Annotated in this window: 16 protein-coding genes; 12 read left to right on the top strand and 4 right to left on the bottom strand. The window is 70.0% G+C overall.

The genetic code is table 11. From position 1 onward, the window contains the following. The first annotated feature begins 103 nt into the window (after window positions 1–103). The 4 genes from OOJ91_RS33175 to OOJ91_RS33160 are packed head-to-tail and all read left to right on the top strand — an operon-like array spanning window position 104 to window position 3,771. Window positions 104–718, top strand: coding sequence for a hypothetical protein (locus tag OOJ91_RS33175; RefSeq protein WP_266251318.1), 615 nt, complete (start codon window positions 104–106; stop codon window positions 716–718). Then, window positions 705–1,814 carry a peptidoglycan-binding domain-containing protein gene (locus tag OOJ91_RS33170; protein ID WP_266251316.1) on the top strand — a complete coding sequence of 370 codons (1,110 nt, stop codon included), beginning with the start codon at window positions 705–707 and terminating at the stop codon, window positions 1,812–1,814. Before OOJ91_RS33175 ends, OOJ91_RS33170 begins: the two co-directional genes overlap by 14 nt. Beyond that, window positions 1,811–2,557, top strand: coding sequence for an ABC transporter ATP-binding protein (locus OOJ91_RS33165; RefSeq protein WP_266251314.1), 747 nt, complete (start codon window positions 1,811–1,813; stop codon window positions 2,555–2,557). The genes OOJ91_RS33170 and OOJ91_RS33165 overlap by 4 nt, the downstream gene beginning before the upstream one ends. Then, window positions 2,554–3,771 carry an ABC transporter permease gene (locus OOJ91_RS33160; protein WP_266251312.1) on the top strand — a complete coding sequence of 406 codons (1,218 nt, stop codon included), beginning with the start codon at window positions 2,554–2,556 and terminating at the stop codon, window positions 3,769–3,771. Before OOJ91_RS33165 ends, OOJ91_RS33160 begins: the two co-directional genes overlap by 4 nt. On the opposite strand, the gene OOJ91_RS33155 is transcribed toward OOJ91_RS33160, so the two are convergent. Then, entirely contained in the window at window positions 3,739–4,599 is an 861-nt protein-coding gene (locus tag OOJ91_RS33155; protein ID WP_266251310.1) for a YhjD/YihY/BrkB family envelope integrity protein, read from the bottom strand. The two genes, OOJ91_RS33160 and OOJ91_RS33155, sit on opposite strands and share 33 nt — an antisense overlap. Window positions 4,600–4,650: 51 nt before the next feature. Between OOJ91_RS33155 and OOJ91_RS33150 the strand changes: the two genes are divergently transcribed. Further along, complete coding sequence (locus OOJ91_RS33150) at window positions 4,651–5,202, top strand: GNAT family N-acetyltransferase (RefSeq protein WP_266251308.1); 552 nt, start codon at window positions 4,651–4,653, stop codon at window positions 5,200–5,202. A gap of 276 nt (window positions 5,203–5,478) precedes the next feature. After that, window positions 5,479–9,447 (top strand): CARDB domain-containing protein, encoded by a 3,969-nt coding sequence (locus OOJ91_RS33145; RefSeq protein WP_266251306.1) that lies wholly within the window; start codon window positions 5,479–5,481, stop codon window positions 9,445–9,447. Between the two features lie 159 nt (window positions 9,448–9,606). On the opposite strand, the gene OOJ91_RS33140 is transcribed toward OOJ91_RS33145, so the two are convergent. From OOJ91_RS33140 to OOJ91_RS33130, 3 genes are all read right to left on the bottom strand, one after another. Next, complete coding sequence (locus OOJ91_RS33140) at window positions 9,607–10,050, bottom strand: hypothetical protein (protein WP_266251305.1); 444 nt, start codon at window positions 10,048–10,050, stop codon at window positions 9,607–9,609. Window positions 10,051–10,164: 114 nt separating this feature from the next. After that, the gene (locus OOJ91_RS33135) at window positions 10,165–10,431 is read right to left on the bottom strand and encodes a hypothetical protein (RefSeq protein WP_266251304.1); all 267 of its coding nucleotides are present in this window, start codon (window positions 10,429–10,431) and stop codon (window positions 10,165–10,167) included. Continuing rightward, window positions 10,428–10,670, bottom strand: a complete 243-nt coding sequence (locus OOJ91_RS33130; protein WP_266251302.1) for a hypothetical protein — start codon at window positions 10,668–10,670, stop codon at window positions 10,428–10,430. The genes OOJ91_RS33135 and OOJ91_RS33130 overlap by 4 nt, the downstream gene beginning before the upstream one ends. A 136-nt stretch (window positions 10,671–10,806) precedes the next feature. Here OOJ91_RS33130 and OOJ91_RS33125 point away from each other — a divergent pair, with 136 nt between their 5' ends. The 6 genes from OOJ91_RS33125 (at window position 10,807) to OOJ91_RS33100 (ending at window position 15,537) form a co-directional block, all read left to right on the top strand. Then, the gene (locus OOJ91_RS33125) at window positions 10,807–11,688 is read left to right on the top strand and encodes a helix-turn-helix domain-containing protein (protein ID WP_266251300.1); all 882 of its coding nucleotides are present in this window, start codon (window positions 10,807–10,809) and stop codon (window positions 11,686–11,688) included. Next, the gene (locus OOJ91_RS33120) at window positions 11,678–11,875 is read left to right on the top strand and encodes a DUF397 domain-containing protein (RefSeq protein ID WP_266251298.1); all 198 of its coding nucleotides are present in this window, start codon (window positions 11,678–11,680) and stop codon (window positions 11,873–11,875) included. The genes OOJ91_RS33125 and OOJ91_RS33120 overlap by 11 nt, the downstream gene beginning before the upstream one ends. A 90-nt stretch (window positions 11,876–11,965) precedes the next feature. Further along, the gene (locus OOJ91_RS33115; protein WP_266251296.1) at window positions 11,966–12,181 is read left to right on the top strand and encodes a hypothetical protein; all 216 of its coding nucleotides are present in this window, start codon (window positions 11,966–11,968) and stop codon (window positions 12,179–12,181) included. 105 nt (window positions 12,182–12,286) lie between these two features. After that, window positions 12,287–12,928: a Uma2 family endonuclease gene (locus OOJ91_RS33110; RefSeq protein WP_266251295.1), complete on the top strand. Its 642-nt coding sequence runs from the start codon at window positions 12,287–12,289 to the stop codon at window positions 12,926–12,928. Between the two features lie 147 nt (window positions 12,929–13,075). Continuing rightward, window positions 13,076–14,287: a 1-deoxy-D-xylulose-5-phosphate reductoisomerase gene (gene dxr / locus OOJ91_RS33105; protein WP_266251294.1), complete on the top strand. Its 1,212-nt coding sequence runs from the start codon at window positions 13,076–13,078 to the stop codon at window positions 14,285–14,287. Beyond that, a complete protein-coding gene (locus OOJ91_RS33100; RefSeq protein ID WP_266251293.1) occupies window positions 14,287–15,537 on the top strand; it encodes a M50 family metallopeptidase in 1,251 nt (416 codons plus the stop codon). The genes dxr and OOJ91_RS33100 overlap by 1 nt, the downstream gene beginning before the upstream one ends. Window positions 15,538–15,542: the final 5 nt, after the last annotated feature.

The following is a 15,542-nucleotide window of genomic DNA, read 5'->3' as shown; positions in this document are numbered from 1 at the left end:
CTGTACGTCGCCGAGTCGCCGTCGACGGTGCCGCTGAACTGGGACTACCGGATGAGCACCGGATCCTCACAGGTCTCTGACAACTGCGCGTGAGGCTGCCGGCATGACGAACGCACCACGACACGTCGGGCTCGCCGCGCTCACCCTCCTCGCTGCCGTCCTCGCCGGCTGCGGCGGTGCGACGTCCGACGCCGGCACCGGCAGCACGGCCGGCAGCACGGCCGACGTCGCGTCCCTCGCCACGGCGTCCGCCGCGCCGGGCGTATCCGCCTCCGGTGCTGCCGGGACCGGCCGCCCGCAGTTGCGCCTGGACATGAACGAGGACGACAAGCAGCGGCTCTGGAACACGTACGACTACTGCCTGCGCGACCACGGCGTCAAGGAGAACAAGGAACGTTCGGCTGGGGCCCCCAGGGGGAGCGGCATCATCTCCCTCGACCAGAGTGGCGAACCGAAGGCGGCGTACGTGGCGTGTGCCGACAAGCTGCCGCTTCAGCCGCCGGAGCTGGACGAGGAGAAGAACCCGAACTACGTGAGTCAGTGGAACGACTACGTACAGTGCCTGCGCGGACGCGGCATGAAGATCCACTCACTGCCGGACGGCTCCGGCTGGACGTACGACGACGGGGTCGCCGACCCGTCGGGCGGTCTCAAGGGCGCCGCGTACGACAAGGCCGAGAAGGAATGCACGATGGAGGCGTTCCATGGCGGGAAGTAGGCCGACCCGGCGGACCGCGATCCTGGTGGCGCTGGTGACAGTGGTGGTCGCGGTCGGTGCCGGGGGCGCGGTGCTGACGTTGCGTCCCGATGGCGCGGACGACACCGCGAGCGCCGCGCCGGCGTTGACGACGACGACTGTGACCCGTACCGACCTGTCCGACAGCCGGTCGCTGGGTGGGACGCTCGGCTTCGGTCCGGAGCGGACGGTCAAGGGGGCGGGCGAGGGCGTCGTCACCCGACTGCCGAAGGTCGGCGACACGGTGGCCCGAGGCAAGCCGCTCTACTGGGTCGACGACCGTCCCGTACCTGTGCTGTTCGGCGACACCCCGCTCTTCCGTACGCTCGACAAGCCCGGTCTCGTGGGCAGCGACGTCAGGATCGTGTCGGACAATCTGGCGGCGCTCGGCTACCAGACCGGCTCGCAGCCGAGCCGGGCCAAGGACGGCACGAAGATCCCGGCGAGACACGCTCTGCTCACCGACACCCTCGTGGCCGCGATCAAGAAGTGGCAGCAGGCGCTCGGCCTGGAAGCCACCGGCCGCATCGAGGTCGGGCAGGCCGTGGTGCTGACCGGCCCGGTCCGGGTCAGCGCGGTGAAGGCCGTGCCCGGTGACTCCGTCGCCGGCGAGCTGCTGGCCGTCACCGAGAAGACCAAACTGGTGACAGTGGCGGTGGAGGCGACCGAGGTCGGCAGCGTCCGGGTGGGCGTCACCGTCGCGATCACCCTGCCCGACACCACCGAGATCCCGGGCCGGGTCGCGTCGATCTCCCACGCCGTCCAGGGTGGCGGCCCGGACGCGGGATCCGGACAGAGCGGGCCGCCCACGGTCGACGTCCTCGTCACACCTGTGAAGGCGGCGGACGTGGCGAAGCTGGACGCGGCGGCGGTCCAGGTCACCTTCACCACGAGCACCCGGAAGAACGTCCTTGCCGTACCGGTCGGCGCGCTGGTGGCGCTCCGCGAGGGCGGTCACGCCCTCCAACTGCCCGACGGTGGGCTGCTGGCGGTGGAGACCGGCATGTTCTCCCGGGGACTCGTCGAGGTCAGCGGCACCAACGTGACCGAGGGCCTTGAGGTGGTCACGGCCGCATGAGCAACGTGATCCCCATCCGCCCGCGGGAGGCGCCGACCGAGGTCATCGCGGCGTACGCGGAACCGGTCCTCAGCATCGACCGGGTGAGCCGGACGTACCCGGGCGGTGTCACCGCGCTTGACGACGTCTCGCTCAGCGTCCGCGCCGGTGAGCTGCTCGCCATCGTCGGACCGTCCGGGTCCGGCAAGTCGACACTGCTGAACATCATGGGCACCCTCGACCTGCCCACCACCGGGCGGGTACGCGTCGCCGGGCAGGAGGTCACCGAGCTGTCCGACCGTCGGCTCTCGGCGCTGCGCGGCCGGTGGCTCGGCTTCGTGTTCCAGCAGTTCCACCTCGTCGGCGGGCTGGACGCCGCCGAGAACGTCGCCACCGGGCTGCTCTACGCAGGCGTACCCCGTCGACGTCGACGGCAGGCGGCGGCCGACGCGTTGGCCCGGGTCGGCCTGGCGCACCGGGTCGGCCACCTGCCGCACCAGCTCTCCGGTGGGGAGCGGCAGCGGGTGGCGATAGCGCGGGCGCTCGTCAACGAGCCGGCGCTGGTCCTGGCCGACGAGCCGACCGGCGCCCTGGACACCGCCAACGGGGAGGCGGTCCTGGCACTGCTGCTGGCGTTGCACGCGGAGGGCACCACCATCGCCGTCATCACCCATGACCGGGACCTCGCCGCCCGGACGCCCCGACAGGTGGAGATCCGCGACGGCCGGATCGTGTCCGACACCGTTGACAGGAGCCGTGGATGAGCACGCAGAAGCAGGCACCCGGTGGCCGGCCGTCCCGGCTCGCCCCGACCGACGTACTCCGGCTCGGTCTGCTCGGGCTCACCACCCGGCGGATGCGGGCGGTCCTGTCCGCCCTGGGCATCTCCATAGGCATCGCCACGATGATCGTCGTGGTGGGCATCCCGGCGTCCAGCCAGCGTGACCTGATGAACCAGCTCTCGGCTCTCGGCACCAATCTGCTGCGCGCCGAGCCGGTACCGGATCGGGATCCGCCGGTGCTGCTGCCGGAGGACTCCGTCGCGATGGTGGACCGGATCGGCCCGGTCGAGACGGTGAGCGCCGTGGCGAACACGCACGTCACGGTCCGGCGCAACGACCTGGTGGACAGGTACGACACGTCGGGGCTCACCACGTTGGCCGTGCGGCCGGACCTGCTGGAGACTGTCAACGGCCGGGTCCGTACCGGCCGGTTCCTCGACGCCGGCACGGCGAGCCTCCCGACCGCCGTCCTCGGCTACGTGGCCGCGAGCCGGCTCGGATTCGCCGCCGTGGACCCGGCTCGGCCGCCCCAGGTGCGCATCGGCGAGCGCTGGTTCACGGTGATCGGCGTGCTCGATCCGCTGCCCATCGCCCCGGACCTCGACCGGTCGGTGCTGGTCGGCTGGGAGGCCGCTCGGGACCTGCTCGGCTTCGACGGCCATCCCACAGTCGTGTACGTGCGGGCCCGCGAGGACGCGTTGAAGGACGTCCGGGCGGTGCTGCCGGCCACCCTCAATCCGCAGTTGCCGGGAATGGTCCAGGTGAGCCGCCCCTCCGACGCGCTCGCCGCGAAACGGGCCACCGAGAGCACCTTCTCCGCCCTGTTCCTCGGGCTGGCCGCGGTGGCCCTGCTGGTCGGCGGGATCGGGGTGGCCAACACGATGGTCATCTCGGTGTTGGAGCGCCGTCGGGAGATCGGTCTGCGTCGGGCGCTCGGCGCGAACCGCGGCCAGATCCGGGTGCAGTTCCTCACCGAGTCGGTGCTGCTGTCCGTGCTCGGTGGCGCGGCCGGGGCGGCCCTCGGTGTGCTCGCGACGGCCGGGTACGCGGGCTACCAGGGCTGGCCACCGACGATCCCGGTGACCTCGGTGGCCGGCGGCGTCGGCGGCGCCCTGCTCGTCGGCATGGCGGCCGGTGTCTACCCGTCGATCCGGGCCGCCCGCCTAACTCCCACCGACGCCCTCGCCACCCCCTGAGGCGGCCCGTTGGGCACGCCAGCGGGAGAGGGCGAGGGTAGCCGAGTAGCCGGCCAGGACGATCACGTGGAACAGGTACAGCCACAGGAGCACTGCCACGCCGGCGCCGATCTCGTCGAAGCCGCCGAACGGCACGCCCAGGTCCAGCGGCAGGGACGCGAAGAGCACGAAGCCGTGCAGGAACCCGGAGAGGTTCGCCGCGGTGAACGACCCGATCCCGAGGGTGGAGAGCCAGTCCGGTGAGGCGGGCCCCACCACCCGGAACACCCACACCAGCACCGGTGTGAGCACCAGCCACACGGCCAGGAACGACAGCACCACGCCCAGCGCGCCGACCCAGCCGCCCTGGGTGACCAGGTGGGTGGTGACGGGGAGCGCCAGCAGGATCGACAACAGCAGCGCGGGCGCCGGTGCGAGCAGCGGCAGCAGCAGCAGCCGACCCCGCCAACCGACCAGGTGCTCGTCGCTGCGTGGGGCCGCCACCGACACGAAGGCGCGGCGCAGCCCCTCGCCGTACAGCGACGCCGGCAGTAGCGAGGCGAGGGCCAGCACCGGGGTCAACTCCACCCCGGCGTCGACGAGCGCGGCCACCGCCCGGGGCGCCCCGATCGCCGTCGGCAGGGCATCCACGGCGTACGACGTGAGTCGGCGTACCCGATCGGCGCCGGCGATCAGCGAGGTGAGCCAGAGGGCCAGGAGCGCCACCGGAACCACGGCGATAGCGCCGTAGAAGGTGATCGCGGCGGCGTGCAGCGACAGGTCCCGCCCGCGCACCGGACGGAACGCGGCACTCGTGATCCGTTTCGCCCGCTGCCATCCGCTGCCCATCGTGACCTCCTTCCCCGCCGTCGGGGCCGTCACTCCTTAAGATCGCCGCCCATGACTGTTCTCACCACCGAACGCCTCATCCTGCGCGACTGGACCGACGATCCGGCCGATCTGGCCCGGATCTACGACATCTACCGCCGCCCCGAGATCACCCGCTGGCTGGGCGCCTCGCCGGGTCTGCCGCTGACCGACCCGGCGCGGGCCGTCGACCGGTTGCGACTGTGGCGGGAGCGGCACGCCGCCGATCACGGACGGTACGGCACCTGGGCGATCGAGGTGCGCGACACCGGCCGGGTGGCCGGCACGGCGCTGCTCAAGCCGTTGCCGGGGCGGGACGAGGCGGTGCGTACCGGGGACATCGAGACGGGTTGGCACCTGCACCCGGATTCGTGGGGTCACGGGTACGCCACCGAAGCCGCTCGTGCGCTCATGGCACGGGAGTTCGCCACCGGTACCCGGGAGATCTACGCGGTCGTGTCGCCGGGCAACGATCCGTCGATGGCTGTCGCTCGGCGGTTGGGCATGACCCACGTGGGCCAACGCACCGACTGGTACGGCGGTGAGCTGCTGGAGACGTTCGTCCTGACGGCGCCGCACGGCTGAGCGTTCTCGCGGAGGCGACGGCCCCGGTCGCTCGGCGGACCGGGGCCGCACGTACCGAAGGTCGCCGATAGTCACGGCTGTCGAAGTGTTGACGCTCCCGTAGCACGTCAGTAACCTTTGGCCAAAGTCATGCAAGATTTGGACAACGGCGTGTCTGCTTTCTTGCATCTGCTCGGAAAACCCCGTGAACCGCTTTCGTGGTGCCCCCGCACCCACCACCTGCTCCACCCCGTGGTCCCGCCACCCGCGGCGCCGTCCCCCAACGACAGGACAGTCATGAGACGAACGAATCTGTTCCGGATGGTGGCGACGACAGTCGCGGCCACGATGATCGCCGCGGCAGGCGCGACGGCCGCGGCGACCCCTGCCGCCGCCCGCCCCGCCGAGACGACCGCCGCGTCGGGCAGCGCCGTCGCGGCGGCCGCCACCAACCTCGCCCAGGGTCGTCCCACCCAGGAGAGCGGCCACGCCGACGTGTACGACTCGTCGAAGGTCGTCGACGGCAACGCGGGCAGCTACTGGGAGAGCCTCAACAACTCGTTCCCCCAGTGGGTACAGGTCGACCTCGGCTCGTCGCAGAGTGTCAACCAGGTCGTGCTGAAGCTGCCGACCTCCGGTTGGGGCACCCGGACGCAGACGTTGAGCGTGCGAGGCAGCGCCGACGGCTCGTCGTTCACCGACCTGGTCGGGTCGCAGACGTACACCTTCAACCCGGCCAGCGGCAACACCGTCACGATCAACGTCAGCGCGGCCTCCACCCGCTACGTCCGGATCACCATCACCGCCAACAGTGGCTGGCCGGCCGGGCAGCTCTCCGAGCTTGAGGTGTACGGCAGCGGCGGCACCACCCCGGACACCACCGCGCCGAGCGTCCCGGGCAACCTGTCGTACACCCAGTCGGGCACCACCATCAGCCTCACCTGGGTCGCGTCCACCGACAACGCGGGCGGCAGCGGCATCGCCGGCTACGACGTCTACCGCAACGGCGCGTTCCTCCAGTCCGTCGGGAACGTGACCACCTTCAACGACACCCAGCCGGCCACGGCGACGGTGTCCTACTACGTCCGGGCCCGCGACGCGGCCGGCAACCTCTCCGGCAACAGCAACACGGTCACCCGTACGGGAAGCGGTGACACCACCGCGCCGAGCGTGCCGGGGACGCTGTCGCAGAGCACGTCGGGCAGCACCATCACGCTCACCTGGGGGGCCTCCACCGACTCCGGCGGCAGCGGGCTCGCGGGCTACAACGTCTACCGGGGCGGCAGCCTGATCGCGACGCTTGGCACCGTCCTCACCTACCAGGACACCCAGCCGGCCACGGCGACGGTGTCCTACTACGTCCGCGCCCGCGACGGCGCCGGCAACCTGTCCGGCACCAGCAACACCGTCACCCGGACCGGCAGCAACCCGCCCGCCTGCACCAACGTGGCGCAGGGCAAGAGCATGACGGCGAGCGGCTCCACCTTCAGCTTCACCCCGGACAAGGCCAACGACGGGCAACTCGCCACCTACTGGGAGGGCGCGGCGAGCTACCCGCAGAACCTGACCGTGGCGCTGGGCGCCAACCACTCGATCTCCGGCGTCACAGTGAGACTCAACCCGGACTCGTCGTGGGGCACCCGTACCCAGACCATCCAGGTCCTCGGCCGCGACCAGGCGTCGTCCGCGTACACCAGCCTGGTCTCCGCGGCGGCCTACCAGTTCGTCCAGGGCACCAACGCGGTGACCATCCCGGTCACCGCGACCACCGCTGACGTGCAGTTGCGCTTCACCGGCAACACCGGCGCCCCGTCCGGCCAGGTCGCCGAGCTGGAGGTGTGCGGCACTCCGGCGCCCAACCCGGACCTGGTCGTCAGCTCGGTGACCTGGTCACCCACCTCGCCCAGCGAGGTCAGCGCGGTCACGCTCTCGGCAGTCGTGCAGAACATCGGCTCGGCGTCCGCCGCCGCGACGACAGTCAACTTCAGCCTGGCCGGCGCGGTCGTCGGCAGCGCCACCGTGGGCGCGCTCGCCGCGGGCGGCTCGACCACCGTGTCGTTCAACGCCGGTACGCGGCCGATGGGCAGCTACGCCGTCTCGGCGGTGGTCGACCCGACGAACACGATCGTCGAGCAGAACAACGGCAACAACAGCCTCACGGCGGCGTCGCCGCTCGTGGTGACGCAGGCCCCCGGGCCGGACCTCCAGGTGCTCAGCATCGCGTCGAACCCGCCGAACCCGGCCGTCGGGGCGTCGGTCACCTTCACCGTGGCCGTCCGCAACCGGGGCACCACCGCGACCGGCACGACCACCGTCACCCGCCTGGCGGTGGGCGGCACCACGCTCAACACCAGCACCGCCTCGATCGCGGCCGGCGCGACGGCCACCGTGGCCGTCAGCGGTAGCTGGACCGCCACCAGCGGCGGGGCCACCATCACCGCCACCGCCGACGCGACGAACGTGGTCGCCGAGACCAACGAGTCCAACAACGCGTTCAGCCAGGCGATAGTGGTCGGCCGTGGGGCCGCCGTCCCGTACGTCTCCTACGAGGCCGAGGCCGGCCGTTACCAGGGCACGCTGCTGGAGCCCGATGCGCTGCGGACGTTCGGGCACACCAACTTCGCCAGCGAGTCCTCCGGCCGCAAGTCGGTACGGCTCACCAGCACCGGGCAGTTCGTCGAGTTCACCTCGGCCAACCAGGCCAACTCCATAGTGGTGCGCAACTCCATCCCGGACGCGCCAGGTGGCGGCGGCATCGAGGCGACAATCAGCCTCTACGTCAACGACGTCTTCTCCCGCAAGCTGACGCTGTCGTCGAAGCACAGCTGGCTCTACGGCGACACCGACGGGCCGGAGGCCCTGACCAACACCCCGCAGGCCGACGCCCGACGGCTCTTCGACGAGTCGAACGCGCTGCTGGCGCAGTCGTACCCGGCCGGCACCCGGTTCAAGTTGCAGCGCGACTCGGGTGACACCGCCTCCTTCTACGTCATCGACATGATCGACCTGGAGCAGGTGGCACCGGCGGCGAGCCAGCCGGCGGGCTGCACCTCGATCACCGCGTACGGCGCGATCCCGAACGACGGGCTCGACGACACCGCCGCCATCCAGCGGGCCGTGACCGACGACCAGAACGGTGTCATCGGCTGCGTCTGGATCCCCGCCGGGCAGTGGCGGCAGGAGCAGAAGATCCTGACCGACGACCCGCTGAACCGGGGTCAGTGGAACCAGGTCGGCATCAGCAACGTCACCATCCGGGGCGCCGGCATGTGGTACTCGCAGCTCTACACGCTCACCGAGCCGCAGAACGTGGTGGGCGGCATCAACCACCCGCACGAGGGCAACTTCGGCTTCGACATCGACAAGAACACCCAGATCTCGGACATCGCCATCTTCGGCTCCGGCCGGATCCGCGGCGGTGACGGCAACGCCGAGGGCGGCGTCGGTCTGAACGGTCGCTTCGGCACCGGCACCAAGATCAGCAATGTGTGGATCGAGCACGCCAACGTGGGCGTCTGGGTGGGTCGCGACTACGACAACATCCCCGACCTGTGGGGCCCGGCCGACGGGCTGGAGTTCACCGGCATGCGGATCCGCGACACGTACGCCGACGGCATCAACTTCAGCAACGGCACGCGCAACTCGCGGGTCTTCAACTCGTCGTTCCGCACCACTGGCGACGACGCGCTCGCCGTCTGGGCCAACCCGTACGTCAAGGACCGCAGCGTCGACATCGCGCACGACAACCACTTCGTCAACAACACCGTCCAGCTGCCCTGGCGGGCCAACGGCATCGCCATCTACGGCGGCTACGACAACTCGATCGAGAACAACCTGATCTACGACACCGCGAACTATCCGGGCATCATGCTGGCGACCGACCACGACCCGCTGCCGTTCTCCGGCACGACGCTCATCGCCAACAACGGCCTCTACCGCACCGGTGGCGCGTTCTGGAACGAGGACCAGGAGTTCGGCGCCATCACGCTCTTCCCCTCCACCAGGGACATCACCGGAGTCACGATCCGCGACACCGACATCATCGACTCCACGTACGACGGCATCCAGTTCAAGAACGGCGGCGGCAACATGCCGAACGTCGCCATCACCAACGTACGGATCGACAAATCCAACAACGGCGCCGGCATCCTCGCGATGAGCGGGGCGCGCGGCAACGCCAACCTGACGAACGTGACAATCACCAACTCGGCCGACGGCAACATCGTCATCCAGCCGGGCTCACAGTTCGTCGTCAACGGCGGCTGACCCCGGTCGCCGTTTGATCAACACGGTTTCGGTGCAGTCGGGGTGTCCGCAGCCTGCGGACACCCCGACTTCCATGAAGGCGAGTCGATCGTCGTGGCCCGGCGCGGCCTCGTCGTGGCGCGGCCTCGTCGTGGCGCGGCGGGGTGGGGCCGGGGCCGGTCAGGCGGTCGGCACCGGCACCAGGGCCGCCGCGAGGGCCTCGGCGTTCTTCTTGTCCACCCGGGGGAAGGTCAGGGTGACGCCGTCTCCCGCGGCGCCGAAGGCGATGCGCAGCAGGCTCACGATGCCCATCTTCGCCTCGGCGAGTGCGACCTGCTCCCGAGGCACCTCGCCGAGCACACCGGTGCCGGGCCCGCCGAGGAAGGTCTGCGGCAGGAAGATCAGCCGCCGGTCGGTGAGGACGACGAACTGCTTCTTGGTGCGCGTCAGCGCGTGGCCTACCGCCCCGGCACCCGCGGTGATCAGTCCTTGCGAGACGACCGTTCCGAGTCGACCGGCCGAGAAACTCCCGACCAACGCCCGGGTCGCGGTGACCGGCTGTTCCCCGGGTTGCAGGATCGACGCCACTCGCTCGAACGCACGGGTCTGAAGCTTCTGGTTCATGTGGTCCCCTCCGTGTTTGACCGTGATCGCCGCTGATGCTCGCGGAACAGGACACCCCGGGCCATCCGTCGATCAGGCGCATGATCATGACGGTCAGCCATGGTCGCCGTCGGGTCACCCGCGGTTTCGGGCCTGCCCGCAGGGGCCGTCGTGGGCGTCGGGACGTCGGCACCGGCCGACGCCGCCGAGCCGGGCGTCACAGAACACTCGGGTACGCAGAAACTGCGCATCCTCCTCGCTGAGCGTCATCTCGCCGAAGTCGACGACGGCGAGGTGGCCGAGCGAGTCGCACAGCGCCACGGCCAGCGCGGCGACCTCGTCGAGGCTTGTCAACGTGGTCGGCAGGTGGATGATCCAGCGTGGCCGGGTGGCGAAGCTCATGGCAGGACCACCGTTCCTCCAGCGAGCAACGTCTGGATCTGCCCGTCGGTCAGGCCGCGCTTCTGTAGGACGCGACGGCCCCAGCGGTGCAGTCGGCACGGGTGCCGAGCGTCGTCCTTGCGGCAGCGCTCGCCGTCCGGTCGGTGCTCGGCGGCGTGCACGCTGACCGCCCGCAGCGCGAACACGACGTCCTCTTTGGTCACGTAGGGCGGCAACGGCAGTTCGTCGGTCGGTTCCATGGCCGTCCTTCGGTGGGATGTTCGGGTCGGTGGTCATCAACGAGCGTCATTGCGGTGCTGGTCTGGCGCAATCTTTCAAAGCAGAATGTGGACCAAGGGACGAGGTGCCTAATGCAACGACAGTCAGGGAGATGACGTGGACGACCCCGGCAGCACAGTTCCACGGAGGCAGCTCGGCAGATACCTGAGAGAGCTTCGCGAAAACGCGTATGTGACAGTTACCGCGGCGGCCAGGGAATTGGAGTGGTCGGCACCCCGGATCTGGCGGTACGAGACCGGCCAGGTCTCCATGCACCCCAATGACGTGGCGGCCATGTGCCGCGTCTACGGCGCGTCGCCGGAGACGATCGAGACGATGCGGGCGCTGGCCCGGGAGACCAAGGCGCACGGCTGGTGGCACAGCTACGGCGAGGCGATCAAGGACTGGTTCAAGCTGTACGTCGGCCTGGAAGCCGCCGCCACCCGCATCCGCCACTACGAGGCGAACCTCGTCCCCGGCCTGTTGCAGACGGTCGAGTACATGGCCGAGCTGATCGCCACCGACCAACCGCAGATGGGCGAGCAGCAGCGTCAGGCGAAGGTCGACGTGCGGCTTCGCCGCCAACGCCTGCTGGCTCGGGCGGTGCCCCGCGCTCCACGCCTCGACGTCATCCTGAGTGAGGCGGTGTTGCGCCGCCCGCTGCGCGACCGGGCGGCGATGGCCCGGCAACTGGAGTCGCTACTGGTGTCGTCGCGGCAGCACAACATCAGCATCCGGGTGCTGCCGTTCGATGCGGGGCTGGTGCGCTGGGCGCAGTCCGGCACCTTCACGATGCTCGACTTCCCGTCCGACGTGCGCGAGCCGGAGCCGACGACGATCTACATGGACGGGCCGTGTGGTGCCGTCTACCTTGACAAGACCCACGAGATCGAGATCTATGAGGACGCGTGGCGCTCCCTCGGCGAGCGGGCGCTCAGCGCCGACGAGTCCCGCGAGCTGATCGCGGCCATGGCGAAGGAGATGACAGATGGTGCGTGACGGAGTCTGGCGCACGTCGACCCGATCCGGCAGCGAGGGCAACTGCGTTGAGGTGGCGGGGTTCACCGAGACGGTCGGCGTGCGCGACAGCAAGGACCAGCAGGGGCCGGAGCTGAGCTTCAGCCTCTCGGCCTGGGGTGGCTTCGTCGCTGCAACCCGCGCGAAGCAGTTGGACAACCGCCGCTGAGCCGCCCGCGCCATCTCGTTCACCGAGATCTTGAAAGAATTCGGCCTCTTGGAGGGGAGGTGGGGATGCTGGGGTGAGCGGGATCCCGGAGTGGCGGTCTTCCGGGGGTTCCCCACCTCGGCCGTACGCGCCGAATGGCAGGAGCAGTTCGGGCCCATGCTGGACGCGTCCGGCGCGCTGCAGGAGTACCTCCCGCTGGCGTTTTCCGGTTGGACCGTCCCGGACGTGTGGGCCACGACTCTGGCCGTCAATTACGGCGACGGGGTCGTGCCACCCCGGCTCGTTGATCAGGATCAGTGCGGCTGACCGTGAGCCACTTGGGTGTCGGACTGGGTGTGCGATGACGCGTTCCGAGGGCTGCGGTGGCTAGGCTGACCTGAGCAGAATGTCCCGCTGAGGGGGTGAGCCCGGATGGCCCAGGCAGCGTTCGCGCCGGAGCCGGCGCCGCAGCACACCGAGCCGTCATTCGACGTGCTGCGGTGGCATGACGAGCCGTGGACCGCGCAGCTCGCCCTCGACCTGTTGCCGGAGACCAACGGCCCCAAGGTTGAGGTCCTGAGCGGAAGCGTGATCGTGACACCACATGCGGGATATGACCATCAGGACGCGGAGCTCGATCTCGCCTATCTCCTGAAGCAGGCGGCTCGGCGCGCGAAACTGTGGCTCTATCTGGAGACGAACGTCGTCTCGGGCGAGGACCTCTTCATTCCGGACATCGTGATTCTTGATGCTCCGGGCGGCGGGCGAACGACGATGGACATCAGGCACGCCGTGCTGCTCGGTGAGATCGTCTCTCCCGGCAACCGACGTAAGGACATCATCGACCGACCGCGTGAGTACGCCGCTGTCGGTGTTCCCTTCTTCCTCCGGGTCGACCTGCGGAACCGGGTACCCACCCTCGCTCTGTACGAGCTGACCGAGGGGGAGTACCGACCGGTGGCCGCTGCTGCCGCCGGCACGCGGTTCGTCATGCGCGAGCCGTTCGAGTTCTCTATCGATCCGGGCGACCTGCTGGGCGAGGAAGCAGTCCCGGAAGAGCCGGGCACCGCTTGATCGACACGGTTTCGGCGATGTCGGGGTGTCCGAGAGCTGCGGACACCCCGACATCGGCGATCTGGAGTCGATCATTGTCGCGAGCGCCGGGTGCGGGCGGCTGAGGCTCCCAGCGGGCGTTCAGTGACGGTGGGGGAGAATGGCTTCGTGACTTCCCCCCGCGACCTCGTCCTGCTCGGGTCCACCGGTTCGATAGGCACGCAGGCCATCGACATCGTCCGGCGCAACCCGGACCGGTTCCGGGTGGTGGCGCTCGGCGCCGGCGGCGGCAACGTCGAGTTGCTCGCCGCGCAGGCCCTCGAACTGGGCGTCGAGGCGGTCGGGGTGGCCAAGGCGTCCGCCGCGCAGGACCTGCAACTCGCGTTCTACGCGGAGGCGAGCAGGCAGGGCTGGGCCACCGGCGACTTCAAACTTCCCAAGATCGTGGCCGGACCTGACGCCATGACCGAGTTGGCGCAGTGGCCGTGCGACATCGTGCTCAACGGGGTGGTCGGCTCGCTGGGCCTCGCTCCTACGCTGGCCGCGCTGCGCGGTGGTCGTACTCTCGCGCTTGCCAACAAGGAGTCGCTCGTGGCCGGCGGCCCGCTCGTCAGGGCCGCGGTGACACGGCCGGGGCAGATCGTCCCGGTCGACTCGGAGCACTCGGCGCTGGCGCAGTGTCTGCGGTCCGGCTCGCGCGGCGAGGTGCGGCGCCTGATCGTCACGGCCAGCGGTGGCCCGTTCCGGGGTCGGCGGCGCGACGAGTTGACCCAGGTCACGCCGGAGCAGGCGCTCGCGCACCCGACGTGGAACATGGGGCCGGTCGTCACGATCAACTCGGCGACCATGGTCAACAAGGCGCTTGAGGTGATCGAGGCGCACGAGCTGTTCGACGTGCCGTACGCCGACATCACCGTCATGGTGCACCCGCAGTCGGTGATCCACTCGATGGTCGAGTTCGTGGACGGGTCGACGATCGCCCAGGCCAGCCCACCTGACATGCGGCTGCCGATCGCGCTCGGCATCGGCTGGCCGGACCGGGTTCCCGAGGCGGCCACCGCCGTCGACTGGACGGCCGCGCACACGTGGGAGTTCGCGCCGCTGGACGACGCCGCGTTCCCGGCCGTCGCGCTGGCCAAGGCCGCCGGGGAGGCCGGGCGCTGCCGTCCGGCGATCTACAACGCGGCGAACGAGGAGTGCGTGGCGGCGTTCGTGGCGGGCCGGCTGCCGTTCCTCGGCATCGTCGACACCCTCGAACGCGTGTTGGAGGAGGCTCCGGACTTCGCCGAACCAGGTACCGTCGAGGACGTGCTCGCGGCCGAGTCGTGGGCTCGCGCGCACGCGCAGGAGATCATCGCGGGTTCGGTGGAAGGAGCTTGATGTCGTACCTGCTCGGGGTGGTCCTCTTCGCCCTGGCCATCCTCATCTCGGTGAGTCTGCACGAGGCGGGGCACCTGCTGACCGCCAAGATGTTCGGGATGAAGGTGACGAAGTACTTCGTCGGCTTCGGCCCCACCATCTGGTCGTTCCAGCGGGGCGAGACCGAGTACGGCCTCAAGGGCATTCCGCTCGGCGGTTTCTGCAAGATCGTCGGCATGACCCCCCAGGACGACGACGTCGAGCCGGGCGACGAGTCGCGGGTGATGTGGCGCTACCCGGTCTGGAAGCGGACGATCGTGATGGCCGCGGGGTCGATCACGCACTTCGCGCTCGCCCTGGTCACCATCTGGATCCTCGCCGTCTCCGCCGGCCTGCCCAACCCGGACTTCCCGACCACCGACGCGCAGGCCCGCCAGGAGCCGGCAGTCATCCAGCTCAGCCCCTGCGTGGTGCCGGAGAACACGCTGCGGGAGTGCACCCCCGCCGACGCGGCCAGCCCGGCCGCCCAGGCCCAGCTGCGCGACGGCGACCGGATCACCTCGATCAACGGCACCCCGATCGGCAACTACGGCGACCTGCTCACCACGCTGCGCGGTCTCAAGCCGGGGGCCACCACCCAGATCGAGTACGTCCGCGACGGGCAGGCGGGCAGCACCAGCACGGTGCTCGCGCAGACCCAGCGTCCGCCGCTCGACGACCCGAAGGGCGCCGCCGCGCCGGTGGCCGCGCTCGGCGTCGGCCTCGTCCCCAGCACCCCCACCCGCGTGACGTACGGGCCGGTCGGCGCGTTCGGGGCCACCGCCGACTTCACAGGCCAACTCGCCGTCGGCACCGCGCAGGCGTTGCAGCGCATCCCGCAGAAGGTCCCCGCCCTGTGGACCGCCCTCACCGGCGGCGAGCGGGACGTGGACACCCCGATCAGCGTGGTCGGCGCCAGCCGGCTCGGCGGCGAGGCTGTGCAGAACAACGCCTGGCTGGTCTTCTTCATGCTGTTCGTGTCGCTGAACTTCTTCATCGGCGTGTTCAACCTGCTGCCGCTGCTGCCGGTGGACGGCGGCCACATCGCCATCGCCTGGTTCGAACGGGCCCGCTCCTGGGTCTACGCGCGGATCGGCCGGGCCGACCCGGGCCGGGTCGACTACCTCAAGCTGATGCCCTTCACGTACGCGGTGATCCTGATCGGTGGCGCGTTCACGCTGCTCACCATCGCCGCGGACGTCGTCAACCCGATCACGCTCTTCTCAAGGTGAGTGCC

Source organism: Micromonospora lupini, assembly GCF_026342015.1.
GTDB classification, from domain to species: Bacteria; Actinomycetota; Actinomycetes; order Mycobacteriales; family Micromonosporaceae; genus Micromonospora; species Micromonospora lupini_B.
This window is presented reverse-complemented; position numbering and strand designations above follow the sequence as displayed.